Origin of the sequence: Spirosoma arboris, from assembly GCF_009754945.1 — a bacterium.
Classification (GTDB): Bacteria; Bacteroidota; Bacteroidia; order Cytophagales; family Spirosomataceae; genus Spirosoma; species Spirosoma arboris.
Genome location: NZ_WPIN01000007.1, coordinates 407,500 through 424,966, shown reverse-complemented (window position 1 = coordinate 424,966; position 17,467 = coordinate 407,500). Strand labels below are relative to the sequence as shown.

Sequence of the window (17,467 nt, the reverse complement as noted above, 5' to 3'; positions counted from 1 at the left end):
AGGAAGAGTCCTGGTTAGCGTCGCTGACGAGAATTTCGATTGGGCCTAGCTGACTTATGGAAATACAGAGCGGGTATCGTGACGGTCTGAAACTAGTGGGTTCAGAGTTGGGAGCGATAGGATTGTCGTTTCGCACCGCTCGTAAAAATTAACTCAAAACAGGGGTTGTCCAGCCAGAATAGCAAGCTTAAGCCAATAATGCGCTAATCCATCTACCTGCTCTTTCCACTGAGCCCAATCCCTTGATTTACTGATAAAGGCATGAGCCCCCAATGTATAGGCTTGGCGCCTTGTTTCTGAGCGGTGGTCCAAACTGGTCATGACAATGGTCAATGTTGGATAATGAACCCGGATCGCTTCGAGCAATTGCCAGGCAAGTTGCTCCTCGGCAATCGCTAAATCCAGGATGAGTAGCCGGGGGAAATTATAATACTCGGCGGTATAGTCGACTAGACACTGTAGTGTCTGTTCAGGTGTCTGGGCATAGTTTAATCGAACTGTAGGCATGGAGCCGCGTAAACTTTGAGCGATTAAAAGCTGATCGTCTGGGTTAGCGGTCGCAATGAATTCATAAAATGATTGATTTGGGCGGATAGGAGCTGATTTCAAAAGGGATGGGTTAAGTTGTTTATGGCAATCCTACGATTGCCCAGAAGGAAATAAATGAACATTCGACTTCAAAAAGCACTTTCTAGGTTGATCGTCTACTTAGGCAAGCTCTTATGGGTTAGATTAAAATGCTGATAACGTCAGCATTTTTTTAGAGAGTGGCTGCTCGATCAGATTGATTTTGATGATCCAACGGGTCTTGTTTGGTCTCGAATAAACTAGTCTGTGGTGGATCAAGCTGCACGTTTACATTGACTCTGGGGGAGCCAGCATGTTCCCCAATGGGCTTAAGACCATAGATCGCACTACCCACCACTAATTCATGCGTTTCTGTTCGCTGTCGAATCAGGAGGGTATTGGCTAGACTACCATCTAAGATAATTTGCAGGATGATGCCTTGAAAATAGGGAAATTCATGGGTGCCTCCAAAGGGTTGATCCACCCAGACGGTATCTCCGACCATAAAGGGAATCTCAACGGGTCTAAGAGAAAGTTTCATTAGCTGAGGGATAAGGGTGTAAATTGATGCAGTTGTTCTCTACTATCTGTTCGGCTTGCAAAATAGCTTTCAGACAATCCGTGGGCAACCCTTCACTGCAAGCCAACCTCAGCAGTCGGGAAAAAAGATGTTTTTCCCGAAGTGTATGGGGATCAAATTGCTGCCAGGCTTTTATCAGCGTGTTAATCAAAATCGCTTCTGCCTGTGAATTGGGTAGGTGGGTGCTTAAAATAAACTCCCATAGTTTGGGCGCGTAGACATTACAAAAGAAAGTATAGGTAGGCGGATAGATGCCTGTAAAACATTTCGCCTGTATCGCTTTATTCTTTTCTAGTAATGAATATAGCTTGACTGAGATTTGATTATTGAGGTTTTGCAAAGACAGTATCTGGTTCTTTATCGAACTATAATCAGTTACAAATCGCTGACGCACTTCAGCATTGTGTTTCACATCTACCTGAATCATTAACGCTGTAGTTTTGGAGTGGCTTGACCGACAGCTTAGACAACAGGAGCGGAGAAGGGACTCAGTACGAACTGATTATCTAGCTAGACTATCCGGTGAGTCTCTAACGGATTCTAAAGAGCTTCTGAACCAACCAAAACAGGTTTATATAGATTGGGTTAGACTTCCGGGATTACCTGGACCGTTTCATCCGTCCCATCTATTTCTAAGCTGTAAGTACCATTTTCCTGATAAATCACTCGTGCCCGAGGGTTAGCGGCATAGAAATAAAAATACTTAGGCTGGTCTTGTCGCCAAGTTGTCCCATTAGAAAAGGTAAAGCGTGTTTGTCGATTATTAAAGCCTCGAAATGGCCCCTTGAGCTTACCAACCTGAACAACCATATTGCTAAACTATTTATAAAGAATTTGATCCTATAATTATTTAGCAAAAATGGGCCTTGATGAATTGTCTAGCAATGATCGCTATCATCACTCTATATGATGGTTGATAGACTTTTCCTTTAGGGGCAGTTGAAGTGGATCCCAGACAGCTTATGGGCTGATACAAGGTAGGTTTTATGCGAGTATGGATGAGGCACTTTTCGTACTTTGGAAAGTAAAGTATAAAAATGTAAATCCACTTTAATGCCTAAATAGGCCGATCCTTAACATATCCGTGTTTTTACGTAGCTTTTTTTCGTACTTCGAAAATGGGTCACATTGCAGAATCGTGCAGGAAACGGCGCGTGAAGTGCGCATCGCCGATGGCCATGACTATATAACATCACGGCGATTCTGGATGATGCCTTAGCCGAAGTAAACTGATGCCTGATACTAAGTATTGGCATAGAAAACCATCAGGTCTCAGCTCTGCACGGGCCGTCTAGGGGGCTCTGGTAAAATCCAGGTTATAAACGACATTCAACCGAAAGCCCTGATTAAGCTCGACCACAGACCGCTTGACAACCGCATCAGGATTAGCGTGTTGACGGATCTGATAGAGGTAGTTCAGTTCCAATTTGGCGTTATTCGTAAACTGGTAGCCCAGCCCGCCCGAGAGCCGGTTTTGATTAAAGACATTGTCGTCCACGTTTTTTCCAAAACCAATAAACAGCTCATCAAAAGCATTCAAGTACCACTCCCCATCATCAACCGTAGATCCCTGGAGGGGGAGCTCCAAAGACAGTTGATAGCGGATGCGGTGTTGATAGTCCCACTTCTGCACAGGGCCTTCCCCGGTTTGGTCACGTGAGCCCAACCAACGCTGCTCTAGCCGGACGCGCTGGTCAAGTCCTAAACGACCTAGCTGGTCTTTTAAGGTAATGTCTTCATAAATACGGTTTTCTGGTTCTGGGCGGCCTATCACTTCGGGATACCCTCCATACCGATGACTTTGAAAATAAGTATAGCCACCCGATACCTTCAGACGGTCGGTTAGCAAGCGTACTAAACCCAACCGGGCCAGGTGCTGCTGGGGGGCTTCTAACCACCCGCCAGCTCGACGCCACTGATATTCGGTATGGACTGCCCATTTGGGGCTAATCTGATGATCGCCCGTATAAACAAACCATCCTAATGCGTTTGCATCAGTCAACCGTGGTGTTTGCCCAAAGCAAGTTGATAGCGTCAAATAGAGTAGAATAAGTAGATAGACAAACTGTCGCATAAGGCAAGACATTGGAACGGTATAAGCTGTCCTCAGTAACTAACCACTGACCCGGCATTGGAGTTCTTTAATCTGTTATAATGAGCGCGTTTAGGAGCCACTACCTATACGTTCATCCTCATTACGTTCTCAACTGGTGTTGCCTCATCAGGCGGCCAAAACGCGGGTAAGCCTTATCATCCCGTTCAGTTGTTAAATTCCTACCACAAAAAAAGCCGGGTCAGCTTAAACTAACCACGGCTTCGCTAGATTCGGTAGGTATTACCAATTAGGGTTGACCGGCACCACCAGCGGCTCCATATACCTGGCCCGTAGCATAGCTCCCATCGCTAACAGCCAGCTGTACATAAATGGAGGCTAGTTCGGCAGGTTGTCCAGGTCGACCAAGTGGCATATTGCCACCAAAGTTTTTTACTTTTTCCGCCGTGACCCCACCGCTGGGCTGCAAGGGTGTCTAGATAGGGCCTGGTGCAAGGCCTTTTACCCAAATCCCTTTAGACCCAAGCTGTTTAGCCAGTGACTTATCAAAATTCATCGTAGTTATAGGTGTACGTTGTCAAATGAAAGTGCACAGATACTGGTGAAAAGAGAAGCTTATTAAGCGGTCATTTCGTAAGACCATTGATCTATTAGTTGCACAAACGTACTACTAACGTGGTATGTTTGTGCAACTGTTTCATGTACTCAAGTAGATTTAAAACCTGATACAGTTTCTTGAAGAATTGACAAAATCGTTCGGCGTCAGCTAGCTATTTACATGGAAGCTTCAGTAGCAGCTAGATCTAATGATGCTGCGCTTAGAAGAGCTATTGGCTGAGATGACCGGGGCGCCGTTGCAACCACTCCAATGGAGGTAACTAGGCTTTGCTGGAGCAGTGGAACATCACAGCCGGGCCGCCGTGCGGCTGGTTACCCGTCTTCGGCAATTATAAACCACAAATCGAAGGCTTTCTCTATGATCCTGAAGCCGAGCACTTAACCTGTTCGCAGGCCAAGCATTTACCGGTTAAAACGCTTGACAGGAACGCTAATGGGACCTACTGACAATCTACCGTGCGCTTATTCCGATTGCAAAAGCTGCCCCTCCACAGTCCTTGAAGGCTCCAACTGCATATAGCTGTAGATGCACGACCGTATACGACACGAAATCGCGATCATTTGCCGCGCCGAAGGCATAAAGGCCGATTTAAGTCACCTGTTCTCTGAGCCGCCATTTACTATGGCCTTAAGCCTGCATGAATTGAAATTAGATGATGCGGTCGTCAATATCGTTGCGGGTTGGGGTGACACCTTGACCGACAGAGAGGTATTGTTCCATCTGAAATCCATTAACGATAAAGGAATGATATAAAAAAAGCCTGGTAGGTTGATCTACCAGGCTTTACTGTAGAGTGGGTTGGAAGTCCCTCTCAGTTCTTCCAAGACAAAGAAACAAAATTACTGTTCTAAGGACATTAAAAAGCCTAGCAGAGTGATTTACAAAGCTTGATCCCCATTTAATTAATATATCATCGATTTGACACTCTTTAATCTTTCAGGGAATAGTGAATTCGTATCTTCCTACTAGAAAAACAGCCTCTGTGTCCAACAGAGGTACTTTTAGTGACCTAGTATCTCTTTGTTACGATAAACCTAGCCTTCTGTTTACCGTTGGCAGTATATCGATGCCCCTGCAAAAGAACATCTACTTGTTGAAGGAATTCATCAAAACACTGGTCGCGACCGAAGTGGTCTTTCCTGGCGTTCTGCCACGCGGCTTAGGTCATGAATTTAGTTCATCCGAGATCGACGCCATTTACTTTGGATTAAAATTTATCATCCCAAAAGCCCACCCCTTCCAAAACAGAGATATGATTGATGCCTTTGAGCAGATTGACGATCCAACGATGGAGATACACTGGTTTCTAAGCGATTATTGGCAAACTATTGTGGCCATTCTGACTTCCTACCCAGATCTGGCCGATGATTACCTTTCCCATATGAATTAATCCTATTTAGACCACATGGATACTATCACTGACTTTCTAACTCCCTCTCAGCATGACTGTAGTGGTTCAATAGATACGCTACACTTGGAAAGGGAAAAAAGTAGGATAAAACTACGTTTTGGCCCTTTTCCGAAAGTTCTTAAGCTTCTTGTCCCGTTTGTACGATTGTACTCGAATAGGCTCTTTTTCGGGGTCATAACTCGCAACCACTTCATCCCAAAATGGGGAGCCTGCTGATTTCTCGGCTGCGGCTTGGGCTGGCGTTTTGCCTTGTAATGAACTGTGGGGCCTGATAATTATAGTAAAACTGCCATTCGGCCAAGCGGTCGTTTAAAGCAGGATCTTTTAAATCAGCCGTTCGGTAAAACTCCTGTAAGCCCGTCTGCTGACTCCTCTCTACTTTGCCATTCAGATGCGATGAACGGGGTTTGATCGGTCGGAATTTGATGCAATACTCCCGTAGCTTTTCTTGAAAACAGTAAGCAAAAAATTCTCGCCCTCGATCCGTCTGTATTCCCTGGATGAGATAAACGAATTGTTCCAATACACGGTCTAGGAAATCAATTGAGTTGGTAGTTGTGCGACGTTGATAAGTGTGTAAGATTTTAAATCGGCTACAATCATCAATAGCGGTGTAGTGATAAATACCCGGCTCAATCTTGCAAACGTCCATTTGCACTTGGTCTTCCGGTCCGGTCGAGAATAGCGAATGGGTGGTTGATTTTTACGATAGCGTTTGGTGGGTTCACGCTGATGCTTAGTGAGAATGCGAGCTACCGTTGAAGCCGATACCTGAATAGAGTGCTGTTGAAAAAGAAAAGGGGAGATGCGGATTTTCCCGATGTTATACTTGTCTCGAATCTGAAGCACTACTTCTTCCAGTCGGCTATCAAACTTCTGATGAGCTAAATAATGAGGTCTACGAGAATGGTCTGCCAGCCCTTCATCCGCTTGTCGTTTGATCCGCAACGGCGGACCGTCATCGTTGGAGGGTTGATCGAGCAATACCACATCGACGGGCGGCTACGCTGACAGAGCCCACTTGTTTATAGACAGCTAGCCAAGTTTGGCGAGCCTGAATTTGATAAGCTGACACGGTTAGGGTTAAAAAGGAATGGCTAACCGAAAATAGTCTTTTTCTAAGAATTTCAGCATACCCCTAAATGTAGCGGATGTTGCGAACCATCACAGCTTATATCTGGAACCCGGTCAACATCCACAATTCCCCGGACCAAATCCGTTTTTCCAACCGCACACATTTGGTCGTAACCCGCTTGAATTGATTCGTTATTCATCAGAACGTTTATGGACGAATTGGAAAACCAAGCGATTAAGCCCAGATTTATCTGGCTAGGACCCGTGATCGGATCAGTTCTGTATCAATACCTGAGGCTTTCATTTTTTCATCAGCCTGCTCCTCAATTAAGTCTTTTAGCCGCTTTAAGGTTGGTTCAAAAGTGACGTGTTTATCCATCATGTAGGACATGTCATACTCAATTTCTTCCCAAGTCGTAATATCCGCTTCGTTGTGCTGAAGCTGAACTTCCAGCTTATCGAACGCATTAGCCACTTTCGCTTCATAGGTAGTCTTTTCCTCAAACTCAAACCAGAGCTCGTAAATTTCAGGTCCAAGTGGCTCTCCTAATTTTGCGCGTAAGTTTTCGATGGCCTGTATTTCACGTTGTTGTTTAACCAGCCGAAGCGATGGATTACGCAGCACATCCAGCGCTGACATATCTCCGGCTTCCGCTTCAATCAGGTCATGAATAATAACCATTTTAAGCAGTTTGACCATATCGACTTTTTGTTCCAGATGAGGTTCCATCAAGACGGCCATAAGCGACATTCGCCAGGTGTGCTCAGCAACGCTCTCTTGCCGACCGCTCGACGTGTAACTATGTCGAAGTTCAAATTTAAGCCGTTCGGCCAGTTTTAATACGTCCAGGACTGCTTGGAGTTGGGTAAGGGTTGTCATTAGGTAAATCAGAGTTTTTACGAGTAACTATCAATTAGAAATTGGTTGGTTGGAATCGTCTAGAAATGACCTTCTTAAATCAGTATCATAAATGTCAAGAAATTTGAGCAGCCAGATTAAGGGACGATGCCATCAAATCGCTTAATCCGCTCATTGTAGAGATCCAACGCTTCATCATCGACTACATCTCCTCCATGCTCCAGATACAGTAACGCTAGGACGGTTCGACTTGGAACGGCCTGAGCCAAGGCCTCAAATTGCAATTCCATCGCCAGCCACTCGGAAGACTTTTCCAAATCACAGGCTTGGTTAAAGACGGCCTCAAAAATAGTAACTGTTTGATCGACGTTTCGGGTGGCCCCTTGAAGGCTAGTGACCGTGTTGAGACAATCTACAAATGTGATTTCGTCTGCGGGCAAATGAGTGTGCGCCCACTCCAAAGCAAGTTGGCGTATAACTCGCGTTACGTGCAGTGAATCTCTTTCGTACGCATTCACCAATTCATTATTCACCGCTGTATTTATCTGGGCTCCCCAGACCAAGCGTTGTGTTTGTACAAATATAACGCTTCCATTGATTCAAGGATAAGCCGCTCTAGAGTTGGAAAGAGATGAAGAGTTTTTCGCGGTCGTATTTTCTGCCTTGCCTACCCCGAATAATAAATAAGTCCACACAATCTTATAAACGTTCATAGTGTAAAAGCCTTCACCTCTTTATCATAGGTTATTAATCAGTTGGATTTGCGAATGAACAAAAACGAACGATGAAACGTGAAACGATCACTTGCTTACTAGCTGGAGTAGCCTTTGTAGGCCTGACATTGCCAAACGGAGCTTTCGCTCAACTGCCTGTCAAATCACTTGCCTCTCAACAGGAATTATTACGAAGCGATAATCCACAACTGGCTCGGAATAAAAAACTCGTTTACGACATGTTGCGGGAGTTTTGGAGGGGACACACATGGAGGTGGCTGAGAAATACTTTACCGACACCTATAGACAACATAACCCAAACGCGGCTACCGTGCGGAAAGCACTGGCTGCATTCTTTTCAAAATTCATGAAACTACAACCCATATCTGACACTATTAAAGCGCCCGTTGTGGCCATACTAGCCGAGGGCAATTTAGTAACGATCAGCTTCGCTTAAGAAAAGTCTGACCCGGTCGATAAGACAAAAAATATACGACTACGTAGTTTGATATGTTTCAGGTAGAAAATGGAAAAATCGCCGAGCATTGGGATTGTGCAGAGAAAATGAAACCGATTAACCACTAGTCTACACATTAGTAAAGAAGCCAAAGAACCCATTTCGTACTTTACTTTCCAAAGTACGAAATGGGTAAATGATATCTTGTTCACGCGCCTATATTCGTCCGAACAAAAAATGCTGCTTCAGACTGAAAGCGGTTCAAGTGCATTGTACGGTACGCTCACTCATTAGTACATCTGAAATAGGTGTTCCTACCCGATCTTTGTCTGCTAGGTCCGCTCATACAACCAGACCCGCAGTAAAGACACGAGTTGGTCGATATCAACCGGTTTGGTGATATAGTCCGATGCCCCCGCCTGAATGCATTTCTCCCGATCGCCACTCATCGCTTTGGCCGTAACAGCAATGACCGGTAAGGGCTTCCACCGGTCATGCGCCCGAATTTTGCGGGCCGTCTCATAGCCATCCATCTGGGGCATCATCATGTCCAGTAGCACAACGTCAATACCTGGATTCTCGTCCAGCTGTTGCAAGGCTTCTTGGCCATCCAGGGCCGTAATGACACTCATCTCAAATTGTTCCAGGGCTTTCGATAAGGAGAATATATTCCGCACATCGTCATCGACTACCAGAACCGTTTTGTGGGCCAGCACCTGGCTCATGTCCCGCATCGTCTTCGATCCACTGGTGGTGAAGTCTGGCTGTTTCGCTTCCTCGACTACATGCAGGAAAAGCGATACCTCGTCAAGCATGCGCTGGTAGGAATGAGCGGTCTTGACAATGATCGAGTCAGCGTATTTTTTAATTTTCAACTCCTCCGTCATAGACAGGCTTTTGCCCGTGAAGATGATGATAGGCAGGTTTTCAAGACCGGGATTTTTCCGGGCCTCCTCGAGGGTTTCGTAGGCGTGATGATCCGGAATGCCCATGTCCAGAATGACGCAATCGACCTCTTTGCGCTGAAGCGCATCAATGCCCTCTGCCAGGTTACTTGTTAGTTCCGAGCTAATGTGGCAGGTCGCCAGAAAGTAAGCCAACGCTTTGGCATGTTGGGGGTTATCTTCAATAATCAGCACTTTCTTCGCGTTGCGATTCAAGACGTAGTCTAGCTTTTCAAAAATGGCTTGCATCTGCTCAAACGCTATCGGCTTGTCCACGAAATCAATGGCCCCTTTCCGTAAGCTCTCGTTCTTCAGTTTGTGCGACGACATGATATGCACCGGAATCGGGCGAGTCTGGGGATCCGCTTTCAGGGCGTCCATTACCTCCCAACCACTCATCACCGGCAACTGGATGTCGAGCAGAATCCCGATGGGTTTGTAGATAGAGGCTAGCTTCAGGCCTTCGTCGCCCCGAACCGATACAATCCCTTTGTAACCTTTTTGGCGGGTGAACTCCAGCAGCGATTTGGCAAAGTGGGTGTCGTCTTCAATAATTAGGATCGACTTGTCCTGGTCCGTGACCGTGTTTCGGTCATCGGGAATGGCTTCCGGAATGGTGGCACTCAGGTATTGATTGGGGGCTACGGTTTGGAGGGGTGCAGGTCGCTCCGGCGGTGCCGAGCGGATTATTGTTTCGGATGGCGCTACTGCATCGGAAGCCGATACGGGCACATGAAGGGTAAACTCACTCCCTTCATTGACGGTACTCTTCAGGTTAATTTCCCCACCCAATAGTTTAGCCAGTTGGCGACTGATGGAGAGGCCTAAACCGGTTCCGCCGTATTTCCGTTTGGTGGAACCATCGGCCTGTTGGAACGCCTCAAAAACAGCCACTTGTTTTTGAGGCGGTATGCCAATGCCTGTGTCCTGCACTACAAAGCTAAGCGTCGGTCGGTTAGGTGTCACCTTGTCCAGTTGAATCGTTAAGGTGACGCTACCACGGGAGGTGAATTTGAGGGCATTCGAGAGTAGATTCTTGAGAATTTGTCCCAGTCGCATTTTGTCGGTGTCAATACTTGCCGGTACAGCTGGCTCAACGATAATGGAAAAATCAAGTCCTTTTTCTTTGGCCAGCACGCCAAACAGCGATTGCAATTCATCGGTTACGGCCTGGATGGCTACCTGTTGATAATCCAGTGTCATCTGCCCGGCTTCAATTTTGGACAGGTCAAGGATTTCGTCGATAAGGCCCAGCAGCCCATTGCCCGACGACTGAATGACGCTGGCGTATTCAACCTGATCATCGGTCAGATTTTGGTCGGTATTCTCGGCCAGCAATCGACTCAATAATAAGATCGAATTCAGGGGTGTGCGAAGCTCGTGCGACATGTTGGCCAAAAACTCCGATTTGTAGCGGGTGGCCAGCTCCAGTTCGTCCGCCTTTTTCTGAATCTCGGTGGTTTTCTCTTCCAGCAAAAGACCCCGTTCTTCCAGTTCGGTATTGGTTTGCTGAAGTTCTTCCTGCTGAACCCGCAGTTCCTCTTCTGATGCCTGGAGTTTCTGGGCCTGCATCTCCAGCTCTCCATTCAGGTTTTCCAGCTCATTATGCTGGGCCTGCAATTCTTCCGACTGGGCCTGGGTCTCTTCCAGAAAGTGCTGTAGCTGACTATAATCCAGGGCGGCATTGACCCCAATGCCGATCGCTTCCCGATTGCTTTCGATAAAGTCGATCACTAACGGATCGGGTTTGCGCAAAAAGCCCAGTTCAAGAGCCCCCACGCAGGTATTGGCGTAAAGGAGTGGCGCAATCACTAAGGTCGTTGGACGAGCCTCGCCCAGCGACGAAGTGATCCGACGGTAATCGGAGGGGATGTCTTCGACAATAAGTGTTTTCTTCCGTTCAATCACCTTTCCAATCAGCCCTTCGCCGGCCATGACCATCGTAGGCACCTGTTGAGCCGCATAGCTACCGGCCAGCCTAAAGCTGGCTTCCTGATCAAGCAGATAAATCGTACCCAGGGGGGCCTTGACGTAAGTGGCGATGGTGTCGATGAGCTGAGTGGCCAGCTTTTTCAAGTCTCTTTCACCCCGAATGGCCTCGCTGAGCGCAACCGAACCCGCCTGTTGCCAGTTTTTATCGGTTAACTCTTTATAGGTCTGTTCGAGTGAGGAGGTCATCTGGTTGAGTGCCTTGGCTATCCGTCCCAACTCATCGTCGCCAGCATCCGCACTTCGCACCGCGTAGTCCCCTTCCGCAATGGTCTGGGTAATGGCTTCCAGCCGCGTAATGCGTCCGGCGGTTTCGATATATCTTTCTTCATCCAGCTTCTGGCGGGCAAGCCTGGCGGCCAGATCCTGTTTGATGCGCACATAGGTAAAGGCCGTAATCAGCATGGACACGATGGCCGCAATTACCAGTAGAAAAGGGGTAGCCGTAATGTAAATTTGCTGTTGGTCAATTCGGCTTTTGAGCAGCTTCTCCTCCTGGTTTTTTATTCGATTCACCACCACCCGAAGGGAGTCCATGGTTTGTTTGCCACGGGCCATGGCTAGATACTGACCCGTGGTATCCCGGTTGGCAATCGAACGGCCTCTGTTGCGCGCAATGCTGGTGCGCATCTGGTTAAATTTGGCTTCATAAAGCGCTTTTGCCTCTTCTAGATTGGTTTGTTGGGCTGGATTATCGACGGTCCAATCCCGCAGCCGCTGATAGGAGGTCGTTACTTTTGGGTAGCTGCCGGTGTAGGGTTGCAAAAAGAGGGGATCCAGCGTAACCAGGTAACCACGCTGGCCCGTTTCGGCATCTTTCATGAAGGAAATAATGTTTTCGGCTTCGATGAGCACCTGATTGGTATGATTGACCAATTGGGAATTACCAATCAGCTTTTGGATGCTATAAAACGAAGCTATTAGACTGATCAGCAGTAGCAGGGTAGAAAAGGAAAAGACAATTTGAAGTTGCCGAATTATTGAATTGGCGAGTACGGTTTGTGGCATAAGGCATTGGGTAGACTAGCTATCTGAGCTGTTGGCTGAAATCTCTGTAAGCGGAAGGATCTGGTTCGTTGAGGAAATTGTACACCTATTTTGGTTGAGTGTAATGCTGGGGTGGTAGCGAAAGGCTATGGCTATACATAGCCTTTCGCTACCGTAAAACTAAGACGAACGGCCGTTTATCGATGAATCAGATAGACCCTTTTCTAAGAAAATAAACAAATATCGGCTAGTCGGTTTAATCCCAAATTAATCTACAACCTGATGGCAGCTTCTGACTTAAGCTGTGTCATTGATGATGACGCTGATTATCGCTTTCTGCTTCAACAACTATTTAAGCACCATTTCCCGGCTCATCCAGTTCGCTTCTTTGCCAGTAGACTTAGGCGTGAGTACCGAATACTACACTCGTTAAACCAATTAGTATCATTGGTGTTATGGCTATTAATGACGACTCATTAGCCATAGCTAGTCAAATGAAATTACCACCTCCCTTTTCGAAGGATTTCGCTCATATTCAGGTAATCATTGAAACACCTAAAGGGAGCCCTGGTAAGTATGTGTTCGATCCCGATTTGCAGCTGTTCCAATTAACCAAAATTCTTCCAGCGGGTACGGTTTTTCCCTTGAACTTCGGCTTTATTCCAGATACGAAAGCCGATGACGGGGATCCGATTGATGTACTGGTCCTCGCCAGTCATAGTTTAGCAGTTGGCTGTTGGGTGGAATGCCGGATAGTAGGGGTAATCCAGGCCGAGCAACAAGATAAAGGCAAAGAACCTGAACGTAATGACCGGATTGTGGCCATCCCGATAGTATCCCATGAATATGAATTGATTCAAACGATTGATGACTTGGGGCCAAAATGGATCGAGGAGATCACTCATTTTTTTAAATATTATCGATCCATGAGTGGTAGTCAGTTTACCCCCTTGGGCGTGAAGGGGCCTAAAGAAGCCATTCAATGGATTACCCAAAAAATAGAAAGCTAAACCCATTACAAAAAGCGGACGTATCGGGTATAAAGCCAATAGATTTGGTGAATAAACAGTAGCAGGGCAATTTATTAGCTAGCGATATACTATTTTCTACGGGAGCAAAGATGAAACTCAAGGCGATAACGGATCCAATTCAGCATGAAATCAAGGTACTCCAGGGTGAAGCCACCAAGGACGTGCGGTATGACAGTCAGCATACATTTCCAAGTGAATCAATGGCTATAGAGGCCTTTGAGCGCTCAGTCGCCAAATTACTAAACGTACGCGGCTGGTCAGATTTATCCAGTCTCACTGCTGATTTTCAGCTGTATGATCAGTTAGGCAGCGCTAAGACGGGCTCTCCTCAGGTTGGGGATTATATTCAAGTGGTACTACCCGGCCCAACGCCCGAAAACTGGGTACGTGTCATTCATACGAGTACTGAAGAGAAACGGGTAGAATTCACGGTTCAACCCTGCCCAGATCCCATGGGCCATGAACCAGACCACATTGAGCATTTCTTTCAACCGCAGGCGCGCAGTACGTTTCGAGTAGAGCGACTGGGAACCACTATCACTGCCTCTGAAATCGGCCAGCACGAAGGTATTAACAACGAAGAGCCTCAGGCCGGCGGACGGTCATTAATCAATACAGTGATTGCTGAAGCGGGTTGGTTGTTCTACCAGAAAATGCAATGGAAACTCCTGACAGATTACCTTGTCGATTTGTGATTTTTGGATATGGGAGTCTTGAAAAATTCCGTCTAGATGGTACCTCGTTCCTCGTGGCCAGTACGGTCTGCTTGTTAATAACGACCTTGAACGGGAACTAGGTATGATCCAGTTGAACATCGGAACATACGTTGTATTGACCAAGTTCTTTTTACAAGACATGGTTGCCGCAATGAAGACAAAATTCTGAATGTAGCTTCTACAGCCAGTCAGTTAACGGGTCTCAGGCAAGCGATCTACCACGCTACCAAAGGGTTTGTGCTCTCCTTCACTGAAGCCATTTGGGAAGAGGTCAAGGATACTCAAGTGACGATTACCGCCTTACAACCGGGATCTACCGATACGGTTTTTTTCCACAAAGCCCAAATGGAGACTTCTAAAATTGTGCAGGACGGTAGCTTGGCTGGTCCGGCTGATGTAGCCAAAGATGGGTATGACGCCCAGAGGGCGGGGGATGACAAAGTCGTGTCAGGCTTTAAGAATAAAGTACAGTTAACAATGAGTAATTTAAAGCCTGAAAGTGTAGTGGCTGCAAGCGTTGGTGTACAGCAGAAACCCGCCGATTAGTGATAGACATAGCCTGGAGTTTTACCCGCTTCCATACAAATAAAGAAGCGGGTAAAACTCCAGGTTAAGTAGTAAACCCCAAATTTTATGTATTAGTAACCATTCATCAATAAGTTAGCCCTTGGGCTTCTTTTCTAATTTTTCCTGGGTGTTGTCAATGGCTTCTTCAACCGAATGCGACTTGCGTAAATCGGTCGCTTGCCGGGTTGCTTCCGCCATAGCGCAGTAATGTTTATAGAGCACATCCAGCTCCTCTTCGCTGAGGGTTTCACTGGCTACCAGACGATTGCTGGCTCCTTTTGTGGCCGCAATTAATTCATTCAATTTAAGTTGGACCGATAAGGATTCTTTGTTCTGGGCCTTTTGAATGACAAACACCATCAAAAACGTAATAATGGTTGTCCCCGTATTAATGACGAGTTGCCAATTCTCGGAATAGCCAAAAACCGGCCCTAAGGCGGCCCAAATGAGGACCGCAGCGAGGGCCAGAATAAAGGCTGCTGAGGAGCCGGTGGCCGTAGCAACGGAACTGGAAAAACGCTCAAAATAGCCTTTAGGCGCTGGTTCTTCGGATGTAGGATTCGTTTTCATGATTGATTTGTTTAAAAGGTGATATTCGATTTGGTATTAGTTCAGATTCAGACCAATCGTGATGCCGAACCAGTTTTTTTGGTGATAGCGCCAGAGGGAGCGATTTGAATCCAGTAACCGATCATAACCAACTGCCAGGCCAAGCGTAACCGCTCGATACCCGAAAATGGTAGCCAGCCCGTAACTTAAACAGGCTCCCTCATACTCATCGGTTACCTGACTAGTCGTCGAAAAGGGGCCTACCGTGGCGGCTGTAAGCCCCAGCAAACCCCCTATACCCACGCTAAACGACCGAATCTCGGAGCGTTGCTGATGGTGATAAAAGACGTTCCGCTGATAGCCCTGGTCATAGCGTAACCCTAGATAAACAGCGGCATTGGCATTCGTTGTAAGTTGAGCCACCATTCCCGGTTGGGCTAAGCGGTATTTAAAAGGGATAGTAACCAGGTCCATATCGAAGGAGGTAAAATGATAGCGGAACCAGGGACTTTTACCATCGACGGGGATATTTTGAGGCTTAGGGTTCACTAAAAAGACATAGGCGGAATCCGATTGATCAATCGTCGCTGGATTGCCGTCGCTAAGGGGTAGGGAGGCTTTGAGAAACTCGGCAAACAGCGTATCATTCTGGACATAAAGGGCCGCCGTTGCGGGCTTGGTTAGTTGTTTACTTTGTTGCCTGTGTTGCTTGTCGGTGTAAAAAAGGGATTGTTCTTTATTGATCCGAAAGGTCTGATTTAATTCCTGAATGCTCCGTCGATCGTGGTAGACCCGCTGGCAGCCCGCTAATAGAAAAAGGAACCCACTGAGTAAGCTCAAGCAAAGCGCGAACGGTATACAATGGCTACCCAATGCGTTTTGATGCCGTTGATTAATGTGGTTCCCAATCCTGTGCTGAAACCAATAAAAATGGTGCATAACCGTATAGCCATTAGGCTGTTTTATATACATCCAGAAAGTGGTGCCTGTTGGTGGTTTAATCACTTTTTAATTATGAATAGCCACTTATAGCCTTTTACAATAGGAATTATCGTTTAAACGATATTAACCAGGCTATCTCCGATTAACGCTCACCAAGTTGAAACGGTTTACAGATTGTCAAACAAGAATACGCTACGCATCAACTCAATGAAATGCTAGTAAACAAACCATGGAAAAGCAGAATACCAATTTGCACGGAAATGCACCGGACAACTGCCCGATTGCTTTGCTTATTATTGATATGATCAACGATCTGGAGTTTCCAGAGGGTGATCTCTTTGTCGTAGCGGCAACCTCAGCCGCTGAAAAAATTGCCCGCTTAAAGCAACAAGCTAAATGCCTGCATATACCGGTCATTTACATCAATGATAACTTCGGTCGTTGGCGGTCGGATCTTAAAGAAGTAGTTAATCATTGTCTGACCGATCAGGTACGTGGTCAACGATTAGCCGAATTATTACTCCCAGAACCGGATGATTATTTTGTGCTTAAGCCTAAACATTCTGCTTTTTATGAGACAACGTTAGCCACCTTGCTGGGCTATTTACAGGTGAAGCACGTGATACTAACTGGCCTGAGCGCCGATGCCTGCATCTTGTTCTCGGCCATTGATGCCTATATGCGTGAATTAATTGTATCGGTTCCGGCTGACTGTGTAGCCTCGGCATCGGAGGAGCATACGCAAACGGCGCTGGTATATATGAAGCGGATGTTGAAAGCCGACATCACATCTTCCCCGCAAATGAATTTGGAGGCTTTGCTGACTGACAGGTATGTGGAATAATGCCCGCATCTAATCCTACACGATTAAAACGAGACCGGTGAGGAATCGGCATACGGAGCTAAATAATTTGGACTAGTAAACCATTCATTAGACCAGTTGCCATTGCTGCACAAGCTGTTCAAACAGAATTAGAATTTTATCAAACGAGGGCGGTTTCGTCAGAAAACCATCCGCGCCTAATGCCAAGGCTTTTGTCTGGTCTTCTAACTGGTCCGATGTGGTTAGCACAATGACTGGTAAACGTTGATAAGACGGCTCCGCCCGTAGTAACTTGAGCGCCTCAAACCCATTCACACGGGGCATATTCAAATCCAAAATAATCAGATCGGGTAATCGGGTGCTTTGCGCGAGGGCGGGTAGGAGATCCTCGCCATCATTGAAGAGCTGAACGCGAAGCGAAGGGGACAGGGATTTAAAAGCGCCCGCGAACAAGTATTGATCATCCTCATCATCATCGACAATCCAGATTTGGGGTGGGTTGGTCCTAGGCATACAGTTAATTCGATACGGTTGAGTGGTCGCTAATTTCGGAATAAGCGCCTAATAATTTATTCGCTAATCGAAA

The 17,467-nt window shown here is 46.5% G+C and carries 22 protein-coding genes; 7 read left to right on the top strand and 15 right to left on the bottom strand.

Features of this window, described 5'->3' with window-relative positions; all coding sequences use genetic code 11:
- Window positions 1–153 precede the first annotated feature (153 nt).
- The 6 genes from GO755_RS20805 to GO755_RS41865 all read right to left on the bottom strand — a co-directional run bounded on the left by GO755_RS20805 (window position 154) and on the right by GO755_RS41865 (window position 3,615).
- The gene (locus GO755_RS20805; protein WP_157587204.1) at window positions 154–609 is read right to left on the bottom strand and encodes a response regulator; all 456 of its coding nucleotides are present in this window, start codon (window positions 607–609) and stop codon (window positions 154–156) included.
- Window positions 610–760: 151 nt separating this feature from the next.
- A complete protein-coding gene (locus GO755_RS20800) occupies window positions 761–1,108 on the bottom strand; it encodes a hypothetical protein (protein ID WP_157587203.1) in 348 nt (115 codons plus the stop codon).
- Window positions 1,092–1,574, bottom strand: a complete 483-nt coding sequence (locus GO755_RS20795) for a hypothetical protein (RefSeq protein WP_157587202.1) — start codon at window positions 1,572–1,574, stop codon at window positions 1,092–1,094. The genes GO755_RS20800 and GO755_RS20795 overlap by 17 nt, the downstream gene beginning before the upstream one ends.
- 158 nt (window positions 1,575–1,732) lie before the next feature.
- The gene (locus GO755_RS20790; protein WP_157587201.1) at window positions 1,733–1,957 is read right to left on the bottom strand and encodes a hypothetical protein; all 225 of its coding nucleotides are present in this window, start codon (window positions 1,955–1,957) and stop codon (window positions 1,733–1,735) included.
- Window positions 1,958–2,438: 481 nt separating this feature from the next.
- A complete protein-coding gene (locus GO755_RS20785) occupies window positions 2,439–3,221 on the bottom strand; it encodes a DUF2490 domain-containing protein (protein ID WP_157587200.1) in 783 nt (260 codons plus the stop codon).
- 268 nt (window positions 3,222–3,489) lie between these two features.
- The gene (locus tag GO755_RS41865; RefSeq protein WP_262887023.1) at window positions 3,490–3,615 is read right to left on the bottom strand and encodes a hypothetical protein; all 126 of its coding nucleotides are present in this window, start codon (window positions 3,613–3,615) and stop codon (window positions 3,490–3,492) included.
- A gap of 729 nt (window positions 3,616–4,344) precedes the next feature.
- Between GO755_RS41865 and GO755_RS20775 the strand changes: the two genes are divergently transcribed.
- On the top strand, window positions 4,345–4,572 hold the full coding sequence (locus GO755_RS20775; protein WP_157587199.1) for a hypothetical protein: 228 nt from the start codon (window positions 4,345–4,347) through the stop codon (window positions 4,570–4,572).
- 313 nt (window positions 4,573–4,885) lie between these two features.
- On the top strand, window positions 4,886–5,209 hold the full coding sequence (locus tag GO755_RS20770) for a hypothetical protein (protein WP_198174883.1): 324 nt from the start codon (window positions 4,886–4,888) through the stop codon (window positions 5,207–5,209).
- Between the two features lie 211 nt (window positions 5,210–5,420).
- On the opposite strand, the gene GO755_RS41495 is transcribed toward GO755_RS20770, so the two are convergent.
- The 5 genes from GO755_RS41495 to GO755_RS20750 form a co-directional block, all read right to left on the bottom strand.
- On the bottom strand, window positions 5,421–5,855 hold the full coding sequence (locus GO755_RS41495; protein ID WP_317165927.1) for a DDE-type integrase/transposase/recombinase: 435 nt from the start codon (window positions 5,853–5,855) through the stop codon (window positions 5,421–5,423).
- Window positions 5,762–6,220 (bottom strand): hypothetical protein, encoded by a 459-nt coding sequence (locus tag GO755_RS42025; RefSeq protein ID WP_317165929.1) that lies wholly within the window; start codon window positions 6,218–6,220, stop codon window positions 5,762–5,764. The genes GO755_RS41495 and GO755_RS42025 overlap by 94 nt, the downstream gene beginning before the upstream one ends.
- A 137-nt stretch (window positions 6,221–6,357) precedes the next feature.
- Entirely contained in the window at window positions 6,358–6,504 is a 147-nt protein-coding gene (locus GO755_RS20760) for a hypothetical protein (RefSeq protein WP_157587196.1), read from the bottom strand.
- Window positions 6,505–6,551: 47 nt separating this feature from the next.
- A complete protein-coding gene (locus GO755_RS20755; protein ID WP_157587195.1) occupies window positions 6,552–7,184 on the bottom strand; it encodes an HD domain-containing protein in 633 nt (210 codons plus the stop codon).
- 116 nt (window positions 7,185–7,300) lie between these two features.
- Window positions 7,301–7,480 carry a hypothetical protein gene (locus tag GO755_RS20750; protein WP_157587194.1) on the bottom strand — a complete coding sequence of 60 codons (180 nt, stop codon included), beginning with the start codon at window positions 7,478–7,480 and terminating at the stop codon, window positions 7,301–7,303.
- Between the two features lie 649 nt (window positions 7,481–8,129).
- Here GO755_RS20750 and GO755_RS20745 point away from each other — a divergent pair.
- Window positions 8,130–8,333, top strand: a complete 204-nt coding sequence (locus tag GO755_RS20745; protein ID WP_157587193.1) for a hypothetical protein — start codon at window positions 8,130–8,132, stop codon at window positions 8,331–8,333.
- Window positions 8,334–8,665: 332 nt separating this feature from the next.
- Here the strand turns inward: GO755_RS20745 and GO755_RS20740 are convergent, their stop codons facing one another.
- Window positions 8,666–12,274: a response regulator gene (locus GO755_RS20740; RefSeq protein WP_157587192.1), complete on the bottom strand. Its 3,609-nt coding sequence runs from the start codon at window positions 12,272–12,274 to the stop codon at window positions 8,666–8,668.
- Window positions 12,275–12,747: 473 nt separating this feature from the next.
- On the opposite strand from GO755_RS20740, the gene GO755_RS20735 reads away from it, so the two are divergent.
- The 3 genes from GO755_RS20735 to GO755_RS20725 all read left to right on the top strand — a co-directional run bounded on the left by GO755_RS20735 (window position 12,748) and on the right by GO755_RS20725 (window position 14,546).
- Window positions 12,748–13,263, top strand: a complete 516-nt coding sequence (locus GO755_RS20735; protein WP_198174882.1) for an inorganic diphosphatase — start codon at window positions 12,748–12,750, stop codon at window positions 13,261–13,263.
- A gap of 110 nt (window positions 13,264–13,373) precedes the next feature.
- Window positions 13,374–13,979, top strand: a complete 606-nt coding sequence (locus GO755_RS20730) for a hypothetical protein (RefSeq protein WP_157587190.1) — start codon at window positions 13,374–13,376, stop codon at window positions 13,977–13,979.
- 126 nt (window positions 13,980–14,105) lie between these two features.
- The gene (locus GO755_RS20725; protein ID WP_317165926.1) at window positions 14,106–14,546 is read left to right on the top strand and encodes an SDR family NAD(P)-dependent oxidoreductase; all 441 of its coding nucleotides are present in this window, start codon (window positions 14,106–14,108) and stop codon (window positions 14,544–14,546) included.
- 114 nt (window positions 14,547–14,660) lie between these two features.
- Here the strand turns inward: GO755_RS20725 and GO755_RS20720 are convergent, their stop codons facing one another.
- On the bottom strand, window positions 14,661–15,137 hold the full coding sequence (locus tag GO755_RS20720; protein ID WP_157587189.1) for a low affinity iron permease family protein: 477 nt from the start codon (window positions 15,135–15,137) through the stop codon (window positions 14,661–14,663).
- A gap of 36 nt (window positions 15,138–15,173) precedes the next feature.
- Window positions 15,174–16,121: a hypothetical protein gene (locus GO755_RS20715; protein ID WP_157587188.1), complete on the bottom strand. Its 948-nt coding sequence runs from the start codon at window positions 16,119–16,121 to the stop codon at window positions 15,174–15,176.
- Window positions 16,122–16,287: 166 nt separating this feature from the next.
- Here GO755_RS20715 and GO755_RS20710 point away from each other — a divergent pair, with 166 nt between their 5' ends.
- Entirely contained in the window at window positions 16,288–16,902 is a 615-nt protein-coding gene (locus GO755_RS20710) for a cysteine hydrolase family protein (protein WP_157587187.1), read from the top strand.
- Window positions 16,903–16,989: 87 nt separating this feature from the next.
- Here GO755_RS20710 and GO755_RS20705 read toward each other — a convergent pair whose 3' ends face one another.
- On the bottom strand, window positions 16,990–17,394 hold the full coding sequence (locus GO755_RS20705) for a response regulator (protein ID WP_157587186.1): 405 nt from the start codon (window positions 17,392–17,394) through the stop codon (window positions 16,990–16,992).
- Window positions 17,395–17,467 lie beyond the last annotated feature (73 nt).